Origin of the sequence: Natrinema zhouii (genome assembly GCF_013456555.2) — an archaeon.
Classification (GTDB): domain Archaea; phylum Halobacteriota; class Halobacteria; order Halobacteriales; family Natrialbaceae; genus Natrinema; species Natrinema zhouii.
In genome coordinates this window covers 315,305-332,724 of the sequence record NZ_CP084883.1, presented here as the reverse complement: position 1 = coordinate 332,724, position 17,420 = coordinate 315,305, and the positions used below count along the sequence as shown (strand labels likewise).

The window sequence follows — 17,420 nt, the reverse complement described above, 5'->3', positions numbered from 1 at the left end:
TCGTTTGTGAACTTAATTCTTTACCTCACGTTATGTCCGAAGGTGATCACCGGTCGATCGGGGCGCCGGCAAACGGTGGGATTTAGACCGTTCGCCCCGACGACTCGGACGAGATGACCGAGCGTACCGAGTCGGCCCCGCCGTTCCGGATCGAATCAGTCACCGAATCGAACCGCGACGCGAGGGCGGCGGCCGACCTCGCGACCGATCGCATCCAGCGCGCGATCGATGCCTGCTGCGACGCCGGCGGCGGGACCGTCACCGTTGCGAGCGGCGAGTACGTGCTCGGGACCGTCCATCTCCGCAGCGACGTGACGCTCCGCCTCGAGGCGGGGGTCCGCTTGCTGCCCGCTAAGTCGAAGTCGGCGTACGTCAATCGTCACGTCGGCCCCGACGGAGAGCGGCCGTTCCTGCTCGCGGAGGGCGTCGAGAACGTCACCGTCGTCGGCGAGGGGATGATCGACGGACGGGGGACTGAGATCATGGACACGGACGAACCGATCCGTCAGCACTCCGGCGAGAGCGAGGGGCACCCGCTCGTCTCGAACGCGCCCCATCGCGCCCGACAGGGCGACGACTACCTCGATCGATCGGGAGCGACTGACGAGTGGCCGGTTGCGAAGCCGTCGTTTCGGCCCGGACCGATGATCTATCTCGTCGACTGTGAGAGGGTCTCGATACGTGACATCACGCTGCGAGACATGCCCGCGTGGACGCTCAGCCTCGACGACTGCGCCGACATCGATATCCGCGGCGTCACGATCCGCAACCACATGCAGATCCCGAACTGCGACGGCATCGCGATCGGCAACTCCCGGAACGTTCGTATCGCCGACTGCGCGATCGAGTCCTGTGACGACGCGATAACCCTCGTCTCATACGACGACCGCAAACGAGACTGTGCGCACGTGACCGTTACCAACTGCACGCTCGCCTCGAGCGCCTGTGCGATCAAGTTCGGCTCCGAGACGAGCGGGGACATTCGCCACTGTACGTTCGACAACTGCGTCGTCTACGGCTCAAACCGGGGGCTGGGCATTCAGCACCGGGACGGTGGCTCGATCGAGCACGTCTCGTTCTCGAATATCACCGTCGAAACGGGCCTGCTTCCGGGGCCGTGGTGGGGGAAAGCCGAGCCGATCTACGTCACGTCAGTTCCGCGCGACGAAGACACCGACCTTGGCGCGGTCAGGAACGTTCGATTCACGAACATCAGCGCCGATGGGGAGAACGGCGTCCTCCTCCATGGCCATGCGGACGCGACGCTCGAGAAACTCCGTCTCGATTCGATCTCGCTGTCCATCGACGGAGGTCGCCACGCTGCTGCCGTCGGTGGGAACGTCGACCTTCAGCCGACGGCGGTCACGGCGCCGATATACGAGGATGCGATAGCAGGCGTTCACTGTGAGAACGTCGATGACCTCGAACTGACTGATGTCTCCCTCGAGTGGGGAGAGGCGGTGCCCAAATACTTCGCACACGGTATTCGCTGTGTCGACGTGGAGGGGGTTACGATCGACGGGTTCGCGGGACGGCATGCACAGCCGGTTAGGACCGAAGCCGGCGACAACGAAGACGCGATGGCGATTTCACTCGAGAACACGACGACGAGTACGATTCGAAACTGCCGGGCGAGTCCTGGCACTCGAACGTTCCTCTCGACGGCAGCCTGTACGGACGAGCGACTGTTCGTGAACAACGACCTCACTGACGCCGAGACGCCAATCGAGGGCGATAGCGGCTACCGGACGGCAGGCAACGTTCCGCCGCTGTGACGGTAGCGTCGGTGACCGCTCGAGTCGCAGTACCTGCTCGAGTATCCGATGACCGAAATCGTTATGCGTCGGTCCGGACATTATTCGATGATGGCTGTTGAGCAACGCAACTACGTCGATGGAGAGTGGATCGAATCCGAAACGGGCGAAACTGTCGCAGTCGAGAACCCGGCTGCGCCGGACGAGGTCATCGCACGATATCAGCAATCGAGCGCTGGCGACGCCAAACGGGCCATCGAGGTTGCGTCGGCGGCAGCCGAGGAGTGGGCGGAGACGCCGGGTCCCGAGCGAGGGGCGATTCTCACGGAAACCAGTCGCATCCTCGCGGACCGGAAGGACGAACTGACCGAACTGCTGGTACGCGAAGAGGGCAAAACGCGAGGCGAAGCCGCCGGCGAGGTCCAGCGCGCCATCGATATCTTCAGCTACTACGGCTCGAAAACCCACGACCTCGGCGGGACGGTCAAGAGTGCGAGCGGCCAGGACACGACGCTCTATACGGTCAAAGAACCCCTCGGCGTCGTCGGACTGATCACGCCGTGGAACTACCCCATCGCCATCCCGGCGTGGAAGCTCGCACCCGCGCTCGCGGCCGGTAACGCCGCCGTACTCAAGCCGGCATCGATCGCCCCCGGCGTCGCTCACGCGATCTTCGAGGCTCTCGACGAGGCGAGCCTTCCGGACGGCGTCGCGAACTTCGTCACCGGCCCCGGCAGCAGCGTCGGCGAGGAACTCGTCACCAGCGAGTCGGTCGACGCGATCTCCTTTACCGGTTCGACCGCGGTCGGGACCAGCGTCTACGACCAGGCAACCGAGGACGGCAAGCGCGTCCAGCTCGAGATGGGCGGCAAGAACCCGACCGTCGTCGCCGACAGCGCCGATGTCGAGGAGGCTGCAGAGATCGTCGCATCGGGCGCGTTCGGCGTCACCGGGCAGGCCTGTACCGCCTGCTCACGCGCGATCGTCCACACGGACGTCTACGACGAGTTCGTCGAGGCAGTCGTCGAGCGCGCTGCAGCGATCGAGATCGGTCCAGGACTCGAGGAGAGCGACATGGGCCCCCACGTCTCCGCGGACGAACTCGAGGGGTCCCTCGAGTACGTCGATATCGCACAGGATGAGGGAGCAAGCCTCGAGACTGGCGGGAACGCGCTCGATCGCGACGGTCACTACATCGAGCCGACGGTCTTTGCGGACGTCGAGCCGTCGAGTCGCCTCGCCCAGGAAGAGGTATTCGGGCCCGTCCTCGCAGTGATCGAGGTCGAGGACTTCGAGGACGCGCTCGCGGTGGCCAACGACGTCGACTACGGGCTCTCGGCGAGTATCGTCACGGACGATCACACCGAAGCCAACCGCTTCGTCGACGATATCGAAGCCGGCGTCGCCAAGGTCAACGCGAAGACGACCGGCCTCGAACTGCACGTTCCCTTCGGCGGGATGAAAGCCTCCTCGAGCGAGACCTGGCGCGAGCAGGGCGACGAAGGTCTGGAGTTCTACACCATCGAGAAGACCGTCTACGACAACTACTGATCGAGTAGCTCGGTGAGAGGTGAGCAGTAATCAGCGGCCGTCGACGCCACCGTTGCGATCGGTCGTTCGACGAGACAACGATTTTTGCAGCCGATCGTCCGTTCCGACGTGCTGGCCAATGGCAAGACCCAAAACCGTGGCATCCGTTAGTCACGCACAACCAATGGCGACACAGCTAGACACGTTCGAAACGAACCTCGGAAACGTCCGGACTGACGTTACTCGGACCACGCCGGCGGCGTTTCAGGAGACACTCGCCGATGTTATCGACCAGCCGACCATCGGCGCGTCGCTCCCCTTCGAGGAGGTTACGCTCGAGGGAATGGATATCGTCATCGATCCGACGCCCAACCAGCTACGCGAGGCAGCCTGTGGCGTGACCGCCGCGGCGCTCGGCGTCGCCGACTACGGCTCGGTCGTGCTCGAGTCGACACCGACAGGGTCCGAACTTGCCAGCCTCTTTCCCGACCGCCACGTGATCGTCATTCGCGAGCAGGATCTCGTCCCCGATATGGCGTCGGCGTTCGAGCTGATGGGCGAGCGATTCCGCAACGGTCGCGACGACGCTGTGATCGCCACCGGCCCGAGTGCGACCGCCGACATGGGTGAACTCGTCTACGGCGTCCACGGACCACGAGAGACCCACGCCGTCGTTCTGGAGGCATAATGGCGAGCGAACGATCCCAAAAAGCCGACCGAATCCGGCACATCATGGAGACGGAGGGCGACAGCGTCGAGCGCAACGCGCGTGGCTTCAACGACGGGCGCTACGAGTCCGTCGCCCGACTCGATGACTACGATGCGTACAAGGACCGAGCGCGGGCGATCAAGGAGGACGCGATCGAACGCCTTCCCGAACTGATCGAGCAGGTGCGCGAGGCGGTCGAAGCGAACGGTGGAACCGTCTACGTCGCCGACGACGCTGCCGACGCGAACCGGTACGTCCGCGAACTCGCCCGCGAGCGGGCAGCCGAGACCATCGTCAAGTCCAAATCGATGACAACCGAAGAGATCGATCTCAACGAACACCTCGAGGCCGAGGGCTGTGACGTCTGGGAGACCGACCTCGGCGAGTTCGTCCTGCAGGTGGCCGACGAGGCACCCAGCCACCTCGTCGCACCGGCGATCCACCAGTCGCGCGAGGAGATCGCGACCCTGTTCAACGAACAGTTCGATCCGGAGGAAGACCTCGAGACGGCCCAGGAGTTGACCGAGTTCGCACGGGAGTACCTCGGTGAGCGGGTCGAAGAGGCGGATATCGGAGTGACCGGAGCGAATTTCGTGACGGCGGACACGGGAACGATGGCGTTGGTGACCAGCGAGGGCAACGCACGCAAGTCGATCGCCGTGCCCGACACCCACGTCGCAGTCGCGGGCGTCGAGAAGATCGTTCCGACGTTCGAGGACCTCCAGCCGTTCGTCGAACTCATCGCGCGATCGGGAACAGGCCAGGACATCACCTCCTACGTCTCCCTCTTTTCGCCGCCGGTCTCGACACCGCCGGTCGACTTCGATGACGACGAGCCGATCGCCGACGATCCCGACGATCGGGAGTTCCACCTCGTCTTGCTCGACAACGGGCGGATGGACATGCGCGACGACGATCAGCTCCGGGAGACGCTGTACTGTATCCGGTGTTCGGCCTGTGCGAACTCGTGTGCGAACTTCCAGTCCGTCGGCGGCCACGTCTTCGGCGGCGAGACCTACTCAGGCGGGATCGCCACCGGCTGGGAGGCCGGTGTCCACGGACAGGAGTCGGCCGACGAGTTCAACGACCTCTGTACCGGCTGCTCGCGGTGTGTCAACCAGTGTCCGGTAAAGATCGACATCCCGTGGATCAACACGGTCGTCCGGGACCGACGGAATCGTGGGGCCGAAGAGGGGGAGCTCGATTTCCTCGTCGAGGGGCTCACGCCGGATGCAGAGCCCGCCGGTCTCGACCTGCAGAAGCGCTTCTTCGGGAACTTTGCGATGCTCGCAAAGCTCGGCTCCGCGACTGCACCCGTCTCGAACTGGGTCGCGGACACGCTTCCCTCGCGGCTGCTCATGGAACGCGTACTCGGGGTCGATCGCCGCCGTGAACTTCCCACGTTCGAGCGCGAGACGTTCGTCGAGTGGTTCCGGAACCGAGACGTTCCCCGGCCCGTCGACGCCGACTACCACGCCGTCGTCTACCCCGACCTCTACACGAACCACGTTCGAACTGACCGAGGGAAGGCAGCTGTCCGCACGCTCGAGGCGCTGGGCGTCGCCGTCGAAGTGCCCGACGTCGCCTCTTCCGGGCGCGCACCGCTCTCTCAGGGGATGATCGCCACCGCGGAAGACCACGCTCAGGACGTCTCGGCCGACCTCGAGTCCTATCTGGATGCGGGGTACGATATCGTCGTCATCGAGCCCAGCGATCTCGCAATGTTCCGCGGCGAGTACGAACGGCTCCTCGATACGGACCGCTACGAGCCGCTTGCCGAGCGCAGCTACGAGGTGTTCGAGTACGTCTACGGACTGCTCGAGAACGGTGTCGATCCGACGCCGCTTCGCGATGCAGACAGTCCGGGCGGAGCCGGCTCCGACATCGCCTACCACTCCCACTGCCAGCAGCGGACGCTCGAACTCGAGGAGTACACGATGACTGTCCTCGACCAGTTGGGCTACGACGTCGTCACGTCCGATGTCGAGTGTTGCGGGATGGCAGGGAGTTTCGGCTACAAAAGCGAGTACTACGAGCTGAGTATGGACGTCGGTGATCGACTGAGAGAACAGTTCGAGGCCCCCGACGTCGCCGATCGAACGGTCGTCGCGAGCGGAACCTCGTGTCTCGAGCAACTGGACGGGTTGTTATCCCGTCAGCCGAGTCATCCGCTCTCGCTCGTCGCGCCGGACGAAACGGGCTAGCACGGTCCACGAGCTGAACGCTCGCCGACGAGCAGCGATTTACGACGTGAATTACGCTATCGACTCGAGACGAGAATGTGATTATACAGACAGTAATGATAAATTATATTACTTCCTATGTGGACAGTCATCGTGTACCACTAATGGTGGTGTATGACACAATGAGTAATGAGAAATCACAGCGGACACAGAACGACGGAGACGAGAGTGTATCGATTCCACGGCGGGATGCCCTCGGACTGATCGGTGCCGCAGGGCTTGGCGCTGCGTTTTCGGGAAGCGCAAGTGCAAGCACATCCTCGAGCGCCGACCCGGAGACCGGAAATCAACCGTGGTACGAGTGGGACGCCGACGTCGACGCCGGCGGGAACGGCCTGTACGATCTGAATACTCTCGAGGTTGACCACACCTACACGAGTGCACGAGAAGCGAATGTGATCGTCTGGGAAGACGACAGTGGCACCTATCATGCCGATAACGCAGATGGAAACGTTGCCAGTGGTGAGGATTATTTTGGCGTCATCCAAGCCGCCGTCGACAGTCTCAGCGATGACCGGACGATGAAAGAACGCGTTCTCGTGACGGCCTCGGGGACGGTCGGTCCAGTAGATGAACTAACCCAAATCGTCCTTCCAAGTTACACCGTTTTGGATGTGCCAGCAACGATTCGAGTCAGAGACGAGGGAGAGTCACTCGTCAACGTAATCCGCGGATTTGACGAAGAAGAGATCGAAATACCTCGAATAACTATTGAGGGGAATCCACGATTCGGCGTTCTATTGCAGAACTGTAATAACGTCACGATTGGCGATGCGGAGTTGAAATTTTCGCATCTCGATGATCTTGAACCGTATGAAGATTATCCAGGGACACCACCGTCACATGACCCCGATAGTTCCAGAAGTGAGGTTCTCGCCGATCCGGGATACGTTGGTGCGATCAACGAAGGAATCAGGATTTCAGGTCGATCACGTCCTGAAAAGAGCGAGGATATCGCAATCAACTCCGTTTACGTCGAGAACTCAGGACATCACGCCGTTGAGACGTACGAAACGACTCGCGTCCAGATCAACGAAGTAATCGCACGGGATTTAGGCGGTGCAGGTGTCTTACTCAATGCCACGTCCGACGCGACGATCAACAGTATCATCGGATCGAACCCCGGCGGTGGCTATCCCACGTTCCGATTGGCCAACGAGAACGAGAACATCTCGGTCAGTAACGTCGTCGCTCGAGGTGGCGTTCGGGGAATTGCGATCATCACTGATGCTCGCAACGTCACCATTGGAGAGGTGAACATCGTCGGCTGTGACTGGGAGGGAATTCAGTTAACTGACGCCAAGAACGTCACCATTTCAGGCGGACTAATCAGAAATATTGACGGGCCTGGTGTCGCGATCTGGCCCCACCTCAACGAACCCGTTAACGAGGGGATCACCCTGAGCAATCTCCGGATCGTCGACGATCGTCCAGCGGACGAACGCCAACAGACCTGGGCGATCCACGAAGAGGACAACGTCCAGAACAACCGGTTTATCAACAATGACGTGCGCAGTGGTGGGACTGAAGGACTGATTCGAGTCGCCTCCGAAACAACTGTCGTCCGAAACAATCTCGGTGGCGGCCTCAATTCCGGTCTCGTGACGCTTGAGTCCGGCGAGAGCCCCGCTGCTCGCATCGAAGGTATCGCCGGCCACTACGCGTCGACGCTGGAACTCAGAGCGCAACCGCTGGAGAACCCCGGCGGTCCGTTTGCGTACGATCACTACTTCCAGTGGAACGATGGTGACTGGGACCTGGTCTTCGAGTGGCGTGACGACCCCGGCGAAAACTTCGATATCGAGTTCATCGTTGATCGAAACAACACGGGCCTCGTCGATCCAGGTGAACCTGATGAGGTCCCAGTGACGGAGTGGAACCCACCGGTAGAGCAAGAGCCAGGCCCGGGAACGATCGACGATTTTGAGGACGGAAACCTTGACCAGTACGTCGGAACGCTCGGTAACTATGAGGTGAACGATGAGTCACCGGTTGCGGAAGGAACGTATAGCCTCAAGAATCCGGGCGGTAACGCGGGGATGATCGGATCCTTCGAAGGACTACCTCGGTATCCGGAGGCGGGCGATACATTCGCTGCCAAGGTTGCCCAAACGGGCGAGGGAGGCGTAGCCTTCATCGGCATCGCCTTTGGCATGCAGGATTTCGACAATCTCTATTTCACCCGGCTGGACTGGAACAACGACTCGTGGCAGTTGTGGAAGGTTGAAAGCGGTGAATTCGATACGATCGCGAGCGACGATCTGTCTCTCACCGATCCAGGAACGATCTACGAAATCGTCATCGACTGGGACGAGGACAGTGGTATCACTTCCAATCTACACACGACTGACGGCGAGGTGCTGGCGTCGGCGGAGGCACCTGACGAGGACACATTCCTCGAGGGTGGGTTCGGAACCCGCCGATCAGGCATGCTCGACGACATTCGCATCCTCGAATAACGGCTCAGCCCTCCTCACGCTACTCACTCGTTGCCACCAAGTGCCCACACTGCTTTTAGTGATTTTCGTCAGTGGCTGGCACAACAACGCTCAAGTCCGGTTCTGGTCTAACAGTTCGAACCGAGGACGTCGCTACCGACTGGAATGCGTCGCTGTCAGTTCGACGGTCTCTCGAGGAGGAACCTCGGGGCTGTTCGGGCTCAAGTACCAATTCGAGCGGGTGATCGATTCGGGATCGGATTTGAATGTCGAGTATATTGTTGACCAACTGTAGACTGGAAACCGAATCAGATATCGGCGGCCGAACAGCGGCCCCGAAGCATCGTTTGGACCAATGTTTTGGAATCTGTACCGGACTCGAGAGAAAGATTCAAGATCCAGGACAGGAATTCTGAGATGATGCAATTCGTTCGATTCGCAACTAGCGGTGGCGTCCGCTGGGGCGTTACCGTCGACGAGCAGACGTATGCACTGGACCGCTTTGGAGACCCGACGATCGAAGACCTCGCGACACCCGGCTACCGTCGCCGCGTCCGTCGCGCCGTCGAGACTGGAGAACTTCCAGCGATCGAGGAACCGGAGGACTATCTGACACCGATCCCCTCGGTTGAGCAGATCATCTGCGTCGGCCTGAACTACTACGATCACGCCGAAGAACAGGACGAAGAGATCCCTGAGAAACCGATGCTGTTCTCGAAGTCTCCTTTGAGCGTTACCGACCCCAACGCACCGATCGTCCATCCGGACGACGTCGAACAGGTCGACTACGAGGTCGAACTCGGCATCGTCATCGGTCGAACCGCGTCCGAAGTCTCGGCCGACGAAGCCGAAGAGTACGTCGCGGGTTACACGATCGTCAACGACGTCAGCGCGCGCGACGCCCAGTTCGAGGACGGCCAGTTCTTCCGCGGCAAGAGCTACGACACGTTCGCCCCGATGGGGCCGGCGCTGACGACGCCCGAATCGATCGACGCCAACAACGTCGACGTCGAACTCCGACTCAACGGCGAGGTAAAACAGGAGTCTTCAACGGAAGAGTTCATCTTCGACGTCGGCGACACGATCGAGTATCTCAGTCACAGAATGACGCTACAGCCTGGCACCGTGATCTCGACCGGCACCCCGGGCGGCGTTGGCATCTTCCGCGATCCGCCGGAACTGCTCGCGCCCGGTGACACGGTCGAAGCCGAGGTCGACGGAATCGGTACGCTCGAGAACCACGTCGTTAGCGACGAATAGCGGCCCCGTCCTGAATCAACGGCCGGACAGGTCTCTGAAGGACCGGCCCGTCACCCACGCGCGATCTTTTTTCGAGAGACAGTCCACGTGCTCGAGCCACTGCAGACTCTCCTCGTAGGTCGCGTCATCGCTGACATTCGGAAAGTCAGAGCCCCAGACGACTCGCTCGCGGCCGAAGGTCTCGAGCAGCCAGCGGACGTGGTCGTGCATATCGCGGTAGGGAAACTCCTCCTCGGATCGATGGACGACCTCGGAGATTTTCACGGCGACATCGTACTCGGCGAGGGCCTCGAGGTCGGCGAACGCTCCGTCTGCCGGCGGGACCGACGGATCGGCGTGACAGAAGTGATCGAGCGCATACGAGAGCTCCGGGTACGTTTCGACGAGTTCGATCACCTGCTCGAGTTGATCGACGTGCGCGAGGAGCTGTACTAGCGCGTCGGTCTCGCGGGCGGCGTCCCAGAATTCGGTCTCGTCGATGGCGTCGCGAAGCCAGTCCACATCGGGATCGAACGTCTCCCACATCCGGTCGTACGGACAGATCGCGCCGAGACGAAAGCCGAGAACCCCGTCGACAGCCATCTGTGAGCGCAGCCGATCGGCCGCGCCGTCGGCGAACTGGTCGAGCATGACGATTCCCGAGAGAGTGTCGTGGTCCTCGACGCACTCGATCGTGTACGCGTTATCGGTCCACTCGCAGATCGGATACCCCACGACAACGGCCTCATCGACGCCGACCTCGTCCATATCCGCTCGGAGTTTTTCAGCGGTGTAGACGGTACCGACGCTGAACTCGTCGACGACGTCCACGAGCGGGCCGTTCACCCAGGGATGGTCTCGAGTCGGTTGCGTCCACGCGTGTGTGTGCGTATCCAGCACCATCGTGTGCGAAAAGCAACGTATTGCGCCATACTAAACGTTGTGTTGAGAGCGGGACGAAATCGGTTGGCCCGTAACCAGTCGGTCACGAATGTGGGAATCTGTGAGATCGGCTGAGGTATCATGCCTGCAACTCCCGGAAAGGGGAGTCGCTATGGGACGCGTTCGATTCGGGTCGTTCCCGCACTCACCCGTGGGCAATCAATCACCGATCAAACGTGTCGCTTTCATCGGAATCGCACATTGTCGAGAGCACCGGTGCTGCGGACACCGATACCGCCCTCGGTGAACGTTTCGTCCGTGGTGGCGACCGAACCGATCGCGTCGCCGGATGGGTCTCGGACCTCGACGTCGATCTCGCCGAACTCGCCCCAGTCGATGACGAAGTCGTACAGCGTGTTCCGATCGACCGAGACGTTCGCCTTGTCGAGTTCGGTGTAGTCCCCGTTGACGCGCTTGTACAGCTGGAGCCGGTCGCCGTCGCTCTCGGGATAGATCCGGGCGAAGTAGAAGTTCTCCGTATCCTGTGCACCGAAGGCGATACCGAGGTTATCATTCGTCTCGGTACGAGCCGCCTGTGCGGCGAACGCGTCCCCGGCTTGCGGGTACTGTGCGAGTCCGCTCGTCGAGACGATGATGGCGGTGTCGCCGGACGTGTTCTTGAGGCTGGTCTCACCGTGGCCGACCGGCGCGGAGTCGTCGATCGTGTAGGCGTCCGTCTCGCCCTCATACTCGGCGAGGTCTCCGTCCTCGAAGCTCTCGATAATTCCCGTCCGGTTGCCACCGTCCTCGACCTCCTCGGTTACCAGGTTCCCGTCGTTGTCGACTCGGACGCGATACCGGCTCTGGCCGTCCGGCGTCGTGAGGACGGCACCGTTGCCGGCGCTATCGATTCGAACGTCGTCCTCGTCGACAGTGAACGTGGGCGACCCGCCGGCGTGGAACTCGTGGGAACTGTAGGTCTCGTGCTTCTGGACACCGCTGTCGAACCAGCGCGTCGAGCCAACGGCGTCGTCTCTTACCTTGGGCGCGGGGCGCAGGTTCTGCTGGTCGAAGTACGACGCGTACTCGATATCGGTGCTGTACTCGGCGTGGAACAGGTCGACGTTCTCGACGAAGATCCCGTTATGGCGCGGTCCCTCGCCGTCGGTCACGTCGGCGACTCTGACGCCGCTGTTGTAGTCCATCGCGTTGTGGCGCTCGTGGACGTTCGAGATCGACACGCTCCGGGTCTCGTTGACGGAGTTCTCCAGTCTTATGATGTCCTCGCTCACTGACTGGAGCGGGTGGCCACCCACCTGGATCGAGTCGAGCGTAATCGAGGCGCCGCCGTCGATCCGGATACTGTGTTCGCCGCCGCCGGCGCGCCAGTTGGAGATATCGAGATCGAACGAGGGACCGTACGGGACGTCATCGCTCCCGTACTCAGCAAGGAAGCCGTCGCGACAGCCGGTCACTTCGGTGTCCGTGATCGTCAGTTCGCTCGACCCGTGGTAGTCCGCGAGTCGGATCCCCGCCGGCACGCTGTTTCGCTCCGCTAGGTTCTGGAGGTACATCCGGGAGATATGCATGTGACCGACTCCCTGAATGTCGATGAACGACCGCTCGATATTCTCCTGTGCGTAGAACATCCCGCCGTAGAGGTTGATGTTCTCGGTCTTCTCGTCCGGCCCGATGACGAAGAAGCTCTCGATCGACTCCGTGGCGTAGATCAGCGTCCACCCCATCTCGAACACCAGTTTGCCGGTGTTGTTGTCGATCTCGACCGGAGACTCGAACCGCCAGGCCGGCAGCCCGTCGGCTGCGGCCGGGTCGTCCGGATCGGGGGCGGGGATCACGATCTTGTGGCCCGGCTGCCGGTTCGGGATGTCGTCGCCCTCTGGGAGCGCGTCGAGGACGTTCTCCAGCTTCTGGTCGAGCGTCTCGCCTGGATAATCGGTGACGACGTGGATCGAGTCGGGCGAGCCCTCGGCGTTGAGTACGCCGTCATCGTCCACGTCCAGGTTCTCTCCAGCGAAGTCCGCAATCGCCGCGTCGTTCGCGGCCGTCGTGAGTGCACCCAGTTCGGTCAGGCTGTGACCGTTAGCGTTGACATTGGCGTCCCACTCGTGCCACGGCTGGTTACCGTTCCCGTCGGCGGATGCGGTGCCAGCGAGTACTGCGCCGAGCCCAGCGGTGCCGAGCAGTCCGAGCGCTCCGCGTCGGGGCATCGTCCAGTTCGATTCCGCTCCGTCGGATGTATCGTCGTCTCCCGTCATGGTATCTGCCACACTGTGTGACACTCACACTGTTACAGATTCATCTATATATTAGTTATTGACTATTATATTATCGTTATTACGCAGGATCAGCAAAATCCAGTGATTGCACGGTGGTTCGAAAGCTACTGCTCTTGACCGATCACGAGCCTATCATTAGATGGATACGATCGGTCTGAGTAAACACCTGTAAGCCACCAGCGATGGTATTCGGCGGCCGGTTGCCACCAGTGTCGGTAACTGCTTTCTACTCAGAACCGTCCCCCGTGGCGACTAACTGATTTGCTACCCTGGTAGTTGGCTCTCACTGAGAACCAATTCTGCGTTTCCTCACTCCTGGTGGGAATCCGAAAACGAGAAGACTGGTTTGCAGGTTTCCGACTCGAGGAACGCATCGAACGCGGCGGTCGGATCGTCGATGCTAAACGAGCGGTCGATGATCGCGTCGGCGTCGATAGCGCCCGCAGACAGGAGTCGGATGGCCTGTTCGAAGTTCGTCCAGGTCGAACCGTAGGAGGTGTTCACGTCGACTTCGCCCCGAACGACCGGTGTCATGAACACTTCACTCGGGGAGCCGGGGAGACCAACGACGATGACCTGCCCGCCCTTGCGGACGTGGTCGATAGCCATTTCGACGCCGCTCGAGTGGCCCGTCGTATCGAACACTGCGTCGAAGCCGATCCCGTCGGTCCGATCGTCAACGACCGCCGACAGGTCGGTCGTTTCGACGTCGATCGTCTCGATGCCGAGTTGTTCGACCAGCGGGAGCCGATACTCGGTGTCTTTGCCCAGTCCTGAGACGACTACGTTGGCGCCCATCGAATCCGCGACGGCCGCGACGAAGACGCCGATTGGGCCGGGTCCTTCAACGAGGACGGTGTCACCCGGCGACACGTGGGATTGATCGAACACCGCCCGCGTCGCGATGCTGAGCGGTTCGGTGATACTGGCGTGTCCGAGCGGGACATCATCCGGAATACGATGCAGGTCTCGAGGGCGTACCGTCGTATACTCGGTGTACGCGCCGTCGTTGTGCATCCCCGTAATTTCGAAGTTCTGGCAGACGTTCGGCTGGCCGTTCTTACACTGAAAACACGAACCGCAGTCGTGAATCGGCTCCTCAACGACGTGGTCACCGACCGCAAAGTCGGTGACGTTATCGCCGACTTCGATGACCTCGCCGGAGTACTCGTGGCCCATGATCCGCGGGATCGGAATCCACTCGTAGCCGTCTTCGTACTTGTACGCATGTGCGTCACTGCCGCACAGTCCCGCCGAGTGGACGCGAACGAGTACTTCGTCGTCGGTGGGCGCTGCTTTCTCACGTTCGCGCATCTCGATGGATCTAGGACCGGTATGAACTATGGCCTTCATGTAGGGTTACCTCGCTCTGGTCGAGCTATCAATACGTCGGTGACTCAGCTACATATAACTTTAGGTGTGATATGGTCTCCCGGACATATTCTATTAACTTTCAAACCATTCAGAGTCATACTGGTCAATGGGTATATTGATCACACTGTCACAGGTGCAGCAGTGATGACATACTCGGGGAGTCTACCTACTATAAACACTTATATGCCTGTTAGACACATGTCGGACTGAGTCTGTTGGAAGTGAATCAGCACTTATGGAGATAACGAACATCAACGTCACGAAGGTCAGTACCGATTCTTGGGGTGAGTTCGTCGAGTTCCCGCTCGTCACTGTCATGAGCAAGTTCGACGAGTACAACAACGCCGACGGCGACAATCCGCAAGCCCGCCGCAAGTGGATGGGGCCGGTCGGCGACGTCGTCGTCGAAGTCGAAACCGATGCAGGCATCACCGGCGTCGGTGTCGGTAACTGGGCGACGGGGTCAATCAAGACCATCGTCAACGAAACGCTCTCGAAGCTCGTTATCGGCGAGGACCCACACGAGCGCGAGCGACTCTGGGACATGATGTACCGCGCGACGATTCCGTTCGGCCGAAAGGGCGCCGCGATCGAGGCCATCAGCGCCATCGACCTCGCTCTCTGGGACATCGCTGGGAAGGAAGCCGAGAAGCCAGTCTACGAACTGCTCGGCGGCCCAGTTACGGATGATATTCCCTGCTATGCGAGTAACCTCCACCCGGTCGATCACGAGAAACTCGAGCAGGAGGCCCAGAACTACGCCGAGCAGGGCTTCGACGCGATGAAGCTGCGGTTCCGATACGGGCCTGAAGCGGGCCGCAAAGGAATGAAAGAGAACGAAAAGATCGTCAAGACGGTTCGGGATGCCGTCGGCGACGAGATCGCGATTGCCGGCGACGCCTACATGGGCTGGGACGTCCGCTACGCCAAGAAGATGCTCAAGCGTCTCGAGCGCTACGATATGGAGTGGGTCGAGGAACCCGTTATCCCCGACGATATCGACGGCTACGCCGAGGTCCGTGAGGCGTCGAACGTTCCCATCTCCGGCGGCGAACACGAGTTCACCCGCTGGGGCCACAAGGAACTCCTCGAGCGCGAGGCCGTGGACATCCTCCAGCCCGACGTCCACCGCTGTGGTGGCCTGACCGAACTGTTGAAGATCGACGCGATGGCGAGTGCCCGAGACGTCCCGGTTATCCCCCACTCCGGGACGAACCCGACGCTACACTTCATCGCCGCATCGACCAACGCGCCGATGGCGGAGTATTTCCCGATTCCCGAGTGGTACAAGCAGCGCCAGGGCGAGCAGGAATCGACCTACGCCGACGCGATTTACGCCAATCCGCCGAACGCCGAGAACGGCGCTATCGAACTGCCGGACAGCATCGGTCTGAGCTCCGAGACCAACCCCGAAGCGCTCGAGCACTACAACGTGGAGTAATCCATGACCGACGTCACCTTCGAATACAACGTGCCGGTGTTTGCGGGCGCGCCGGAGTCGGGAACCAACCCCGTCCACCGCGATACCCCGTGCTACGAGCAACTCGACTGGGAAACGACGAAGGACGGCGTCCTAAAAGCCGATGAACTCGGCTTCGACGCCGCGTGGGCACCGGACCACCTCATGCTTGGCCGCGACCACGCCGAATTCGAGTGCTGGACACTGCTGTCGGCACTAGCGGGGCTTACCGAGGATATCAACTTGGGCTCGTTGGTCCTCTGTAACGACTACCGAAACCCAGCGCTGGTCGCGAAGATGGCCGCGACGCTCGACGTCATTTCCGACGGGCGACTCGAACTCGGACTCGGTGCTGGCTGGCACGAACCCGAGTACGAAGCCTACGGCTGGGAGTACCGCGATGGCTTCGAGCGGCTGATGCGCCTCGACGAGAGCATCCGCCTGATGAAGGAGCTCTGGAACGCCGACACCGGCGAACCCGCTTCCTTCGCGGGCGACCGCTACCGGATCGACGACGCCTACTGCGAACCCGGCCCGGTCCAGGATCCCCACCCACCGATCCTCGTCGGTGGGCAGGGCGAGGAGGTGACGCTGAAACTCGTCGCGAAACACGCCGACGTCTGGAATACGGACGTGTTCAACGGGACGCCGGAGACGCTCGAGCACAAGATCGGTGTCATCGAGGACCACTGCGAGACGGTTGACCGCGATCCCGACGAGATCGAGTACTCCTGGGACGGCCACATCATCTGTACGCGCGATCCCGAGAAGTACGAGCGCTTGCTCGATCTGATGATCCCGATCCAGTTCGAGGAGGAGTACGTCGATCAGGCCGACATCACGACCGAAGAGATCGCCAGCGAATACTTCATCATGGGTACGCCCGAGGAGTGTGCCGAGGCGATCGAGAAACGGATCGACGCCGGCGTGACGAAGTTCCAAGGCTGGTTCGTTGACTTCCCCGATACGGACGGGATGGAGTTATTCGCCGACGAAGTGATGCCGCAGTTCCAGTAGTCAGCCGCTCGTTTTCGCCGCGTTTTCGATTTTGCCACTCGAACGCACACTGATCGTCTGGTCGATAATCGGATAGCTTCGGGTGACGAAACCCGAGACCACGAACCGGTTCGATCGCATTGGAATCGTCGGGGTCCGTTTGAAACTGACGGTGAATCGACGGAATCGGGACTCGTTCTCTGTGTTGTTCCAAACACAGCCGGTTCCCACGTCCGAGCAATTGCGATCGGATATTCGATAGTGCCGGACACCGATTCGGCGGGATCGCTCAATTCTTCCCACAAATAGACCGTACCCGTCGGGATCGAGAGTCTGCGTTACCCACTAACACAACTCATCCGGTGACAGCGGACGCCAGTCCTTAACACGGATGTTCGGACGTGAGAGCCTAGGATATAGATAGTATATCCTCGTACTACCGACTGACAGATACACTATTTACATCCATACATCTGTAAATATATCCGCTGCGTCAGAG

General features: G+C 60.9%; 11 protein-coding genes. 8 read left to right on the top strand and 3 right to left on the bottom strand.

Features of this window, described 5'->3' with window-relative positions; genetic code table 11:
• The first annotated feature begins 113 nt into the window (after nucleotides 1–113).
• The 6 genes from HYG81_RS41835 to HYG81_RS41810 all read left to right on the top strand — a co-directional run bounded on the left by HYG81_RS41835 (nucleotide 114) and on the right by HYG81_RS41810 (nucleotide 9,934).
• Nucleotides 114–1,775, top strand: a complete 1,662-nt coding sequence (locus HYG81_RS41835; RefSeq protein WP_226778078.1) for a glycoside hydrolase family 28 protein — start codon at nucleotides 114–116, stop codon at nucleotides 1,773–1,775.
• Nucleotides 1,776–1,865: 90 nt separating this feature from the next.
• The gene (gene xacF, locus HYG81_RS41830) at nucleotides 1,866–3,305 is read left to right on the top strand and encodes a 2,5-dioxovalerate dehydrogenase (RefSeq protein WP_226778076.1); all 1,440 of its coding nucleotides are present in this window, start codon (nucleotides 1,866–1,868) and stop codon (nucleotides 3,303–3,305) included.
• A gap of 163 nt (nucleotides 3,306–3,468) precedes the next feature.
• Nucleotides 3,469–3,972, top strand: a complete 504-nt coding sequence (locus HYG81_RS41825; RefSeq protein WP_226778075.1) for a LutC/YkgG family protein — start codon at nucleotides 3,469–3,471, stop codon at nucleotides 3,970–3,972.
• The gene (locus tag HYG81_RS41820; RefSeq protein WP_226778073.1) at nucleotides 3,972–6,197 is read left to right on the top strand and encodes an LUD domain-containing protein; all 2,226 of its coding nucleotides are present in this window, start codon (nucleotides 3,972–3,974) and stop codon (nucleotides 6,195–6,197) included. The genes HYG81_RS41825 and HYG81_RS41820 overlap by 1 nt, the downstream gene beginning before the upstream one ends.
• Nucleotides 6,198–6,358: 161 nt before the next feature.
• Nucleotides 6,359–8,695 carry a right-handed parallel beta-helix repeat-containing protein gene (locus HYG81_RS41815; protein ID WP_226778072.1) on the top strand — a complete coding sequence of 779 codons (2,337 nt, stop codon included), beginning with the start codon at nucleotides 6,359–6,361 and terminating at the stop codon, nucleotides 8,693–8,695.
• A gap of 399 nt (nucleotides 8,696–9,094) precedes the next feature.
• Nucleotides 9,095–9,934, top strand: a complete 840-nt coding sequence (locus HYG81_RS41810) for a fumarylacetoacetate hydrolase family protein (RefSeq protein WP_226778071.1) — start codon at nucleotides 9,095–9,097, stop codon at nucleotides 9,932–9,934.
• 15 nt (nucleotides 9,935–9,949) lie between these two features.
• Here the strand turns inward: HYG81_RS41810 and HYG81_RS41805 are convergent, their stop codons facing one another.
• The 3 genes from HYG81_RS41805 to HYG81_RS41795 all read right to left on the bottom strand — a co-directional run bounded on the left by HYG81_RS41805 (nucleotide 9,950) and on the right by HYG81_RS41795 (nucleotide 14,445).
• Nucleotides 9,950–10,813 carry an amidohydrolase family protein gene (locus tag HYG81_RS41805; RefSeq protein WP_226778395.1) on the bottom strand — a complete coding sequence of 288 codons (864 nt, stop codon included), beginning with the start codon at nucleotides 10,811–10,813 and terminating at the stop codon, nucleotides 9,950–9,952.
• 227 nt (nucleotides 10,814–11,040) lie between these two features.
• The gene (locus tag HYG81_RS41800) at nucleotides 11,041–13,071 is read right to left on the bottom strand and encodes a hypothetical protein (protein WP_226778070.1); all 2,031 of its coding nucleotides are present in this window, start codon (nucleotides 13,069–13,071) and stop codon (nucleotides 11,041–11,043) included.
• 330 nt (nucleotides 13,072–13,401) lie between these two features.
• Nucleotides 13,402–14,445 (bottom strand): zinc-dependent alcohol dehydrogenase, encoded by a 1,044-nt coding sequence (locus HYG81_RS41795; protein WP_226778068.1) that lies wholly within the window; start codon nucleotides 14,443–14,445, stop codon nucleotides 13,402–13,404.
• Nucleotides 14,446–14,701: 256 nt separating this feature from the next.
• Here HYG81_RS41795 and HYG81_RS41790 point away from each other — a divergent pair, with 256 nt between their 5' ends.
• A complete protein-coding gene (locus HYG81_RS41790) occupies nucleotides 14,702–15,907 on the top strand; it encodes an enolase C-terminal domain-like protein (protein ID WP_226778067.1) in 1,206 nt (401 codons plus the stop codon).
• Between the two features lie 3 nt (nucleotides 15,908–15,910).
• Nucleotides 15,911–16,942 carry an LLM class flavin-dependent oxidoreductase gene (locus HYG81_RS41785; protein ID WP_226778066.1) on the top strand — a complete coding sequence of 344 codons (1,032 nt, stop codon included), beginning with the start codon at nucleotides 15,911–15,913 and terminating at the stop codon, nucleotides 16,940–16,942.
• The last annotated feature ends 478 nt before the right edge of the window (nucleotides 16,943–17,420 follow it).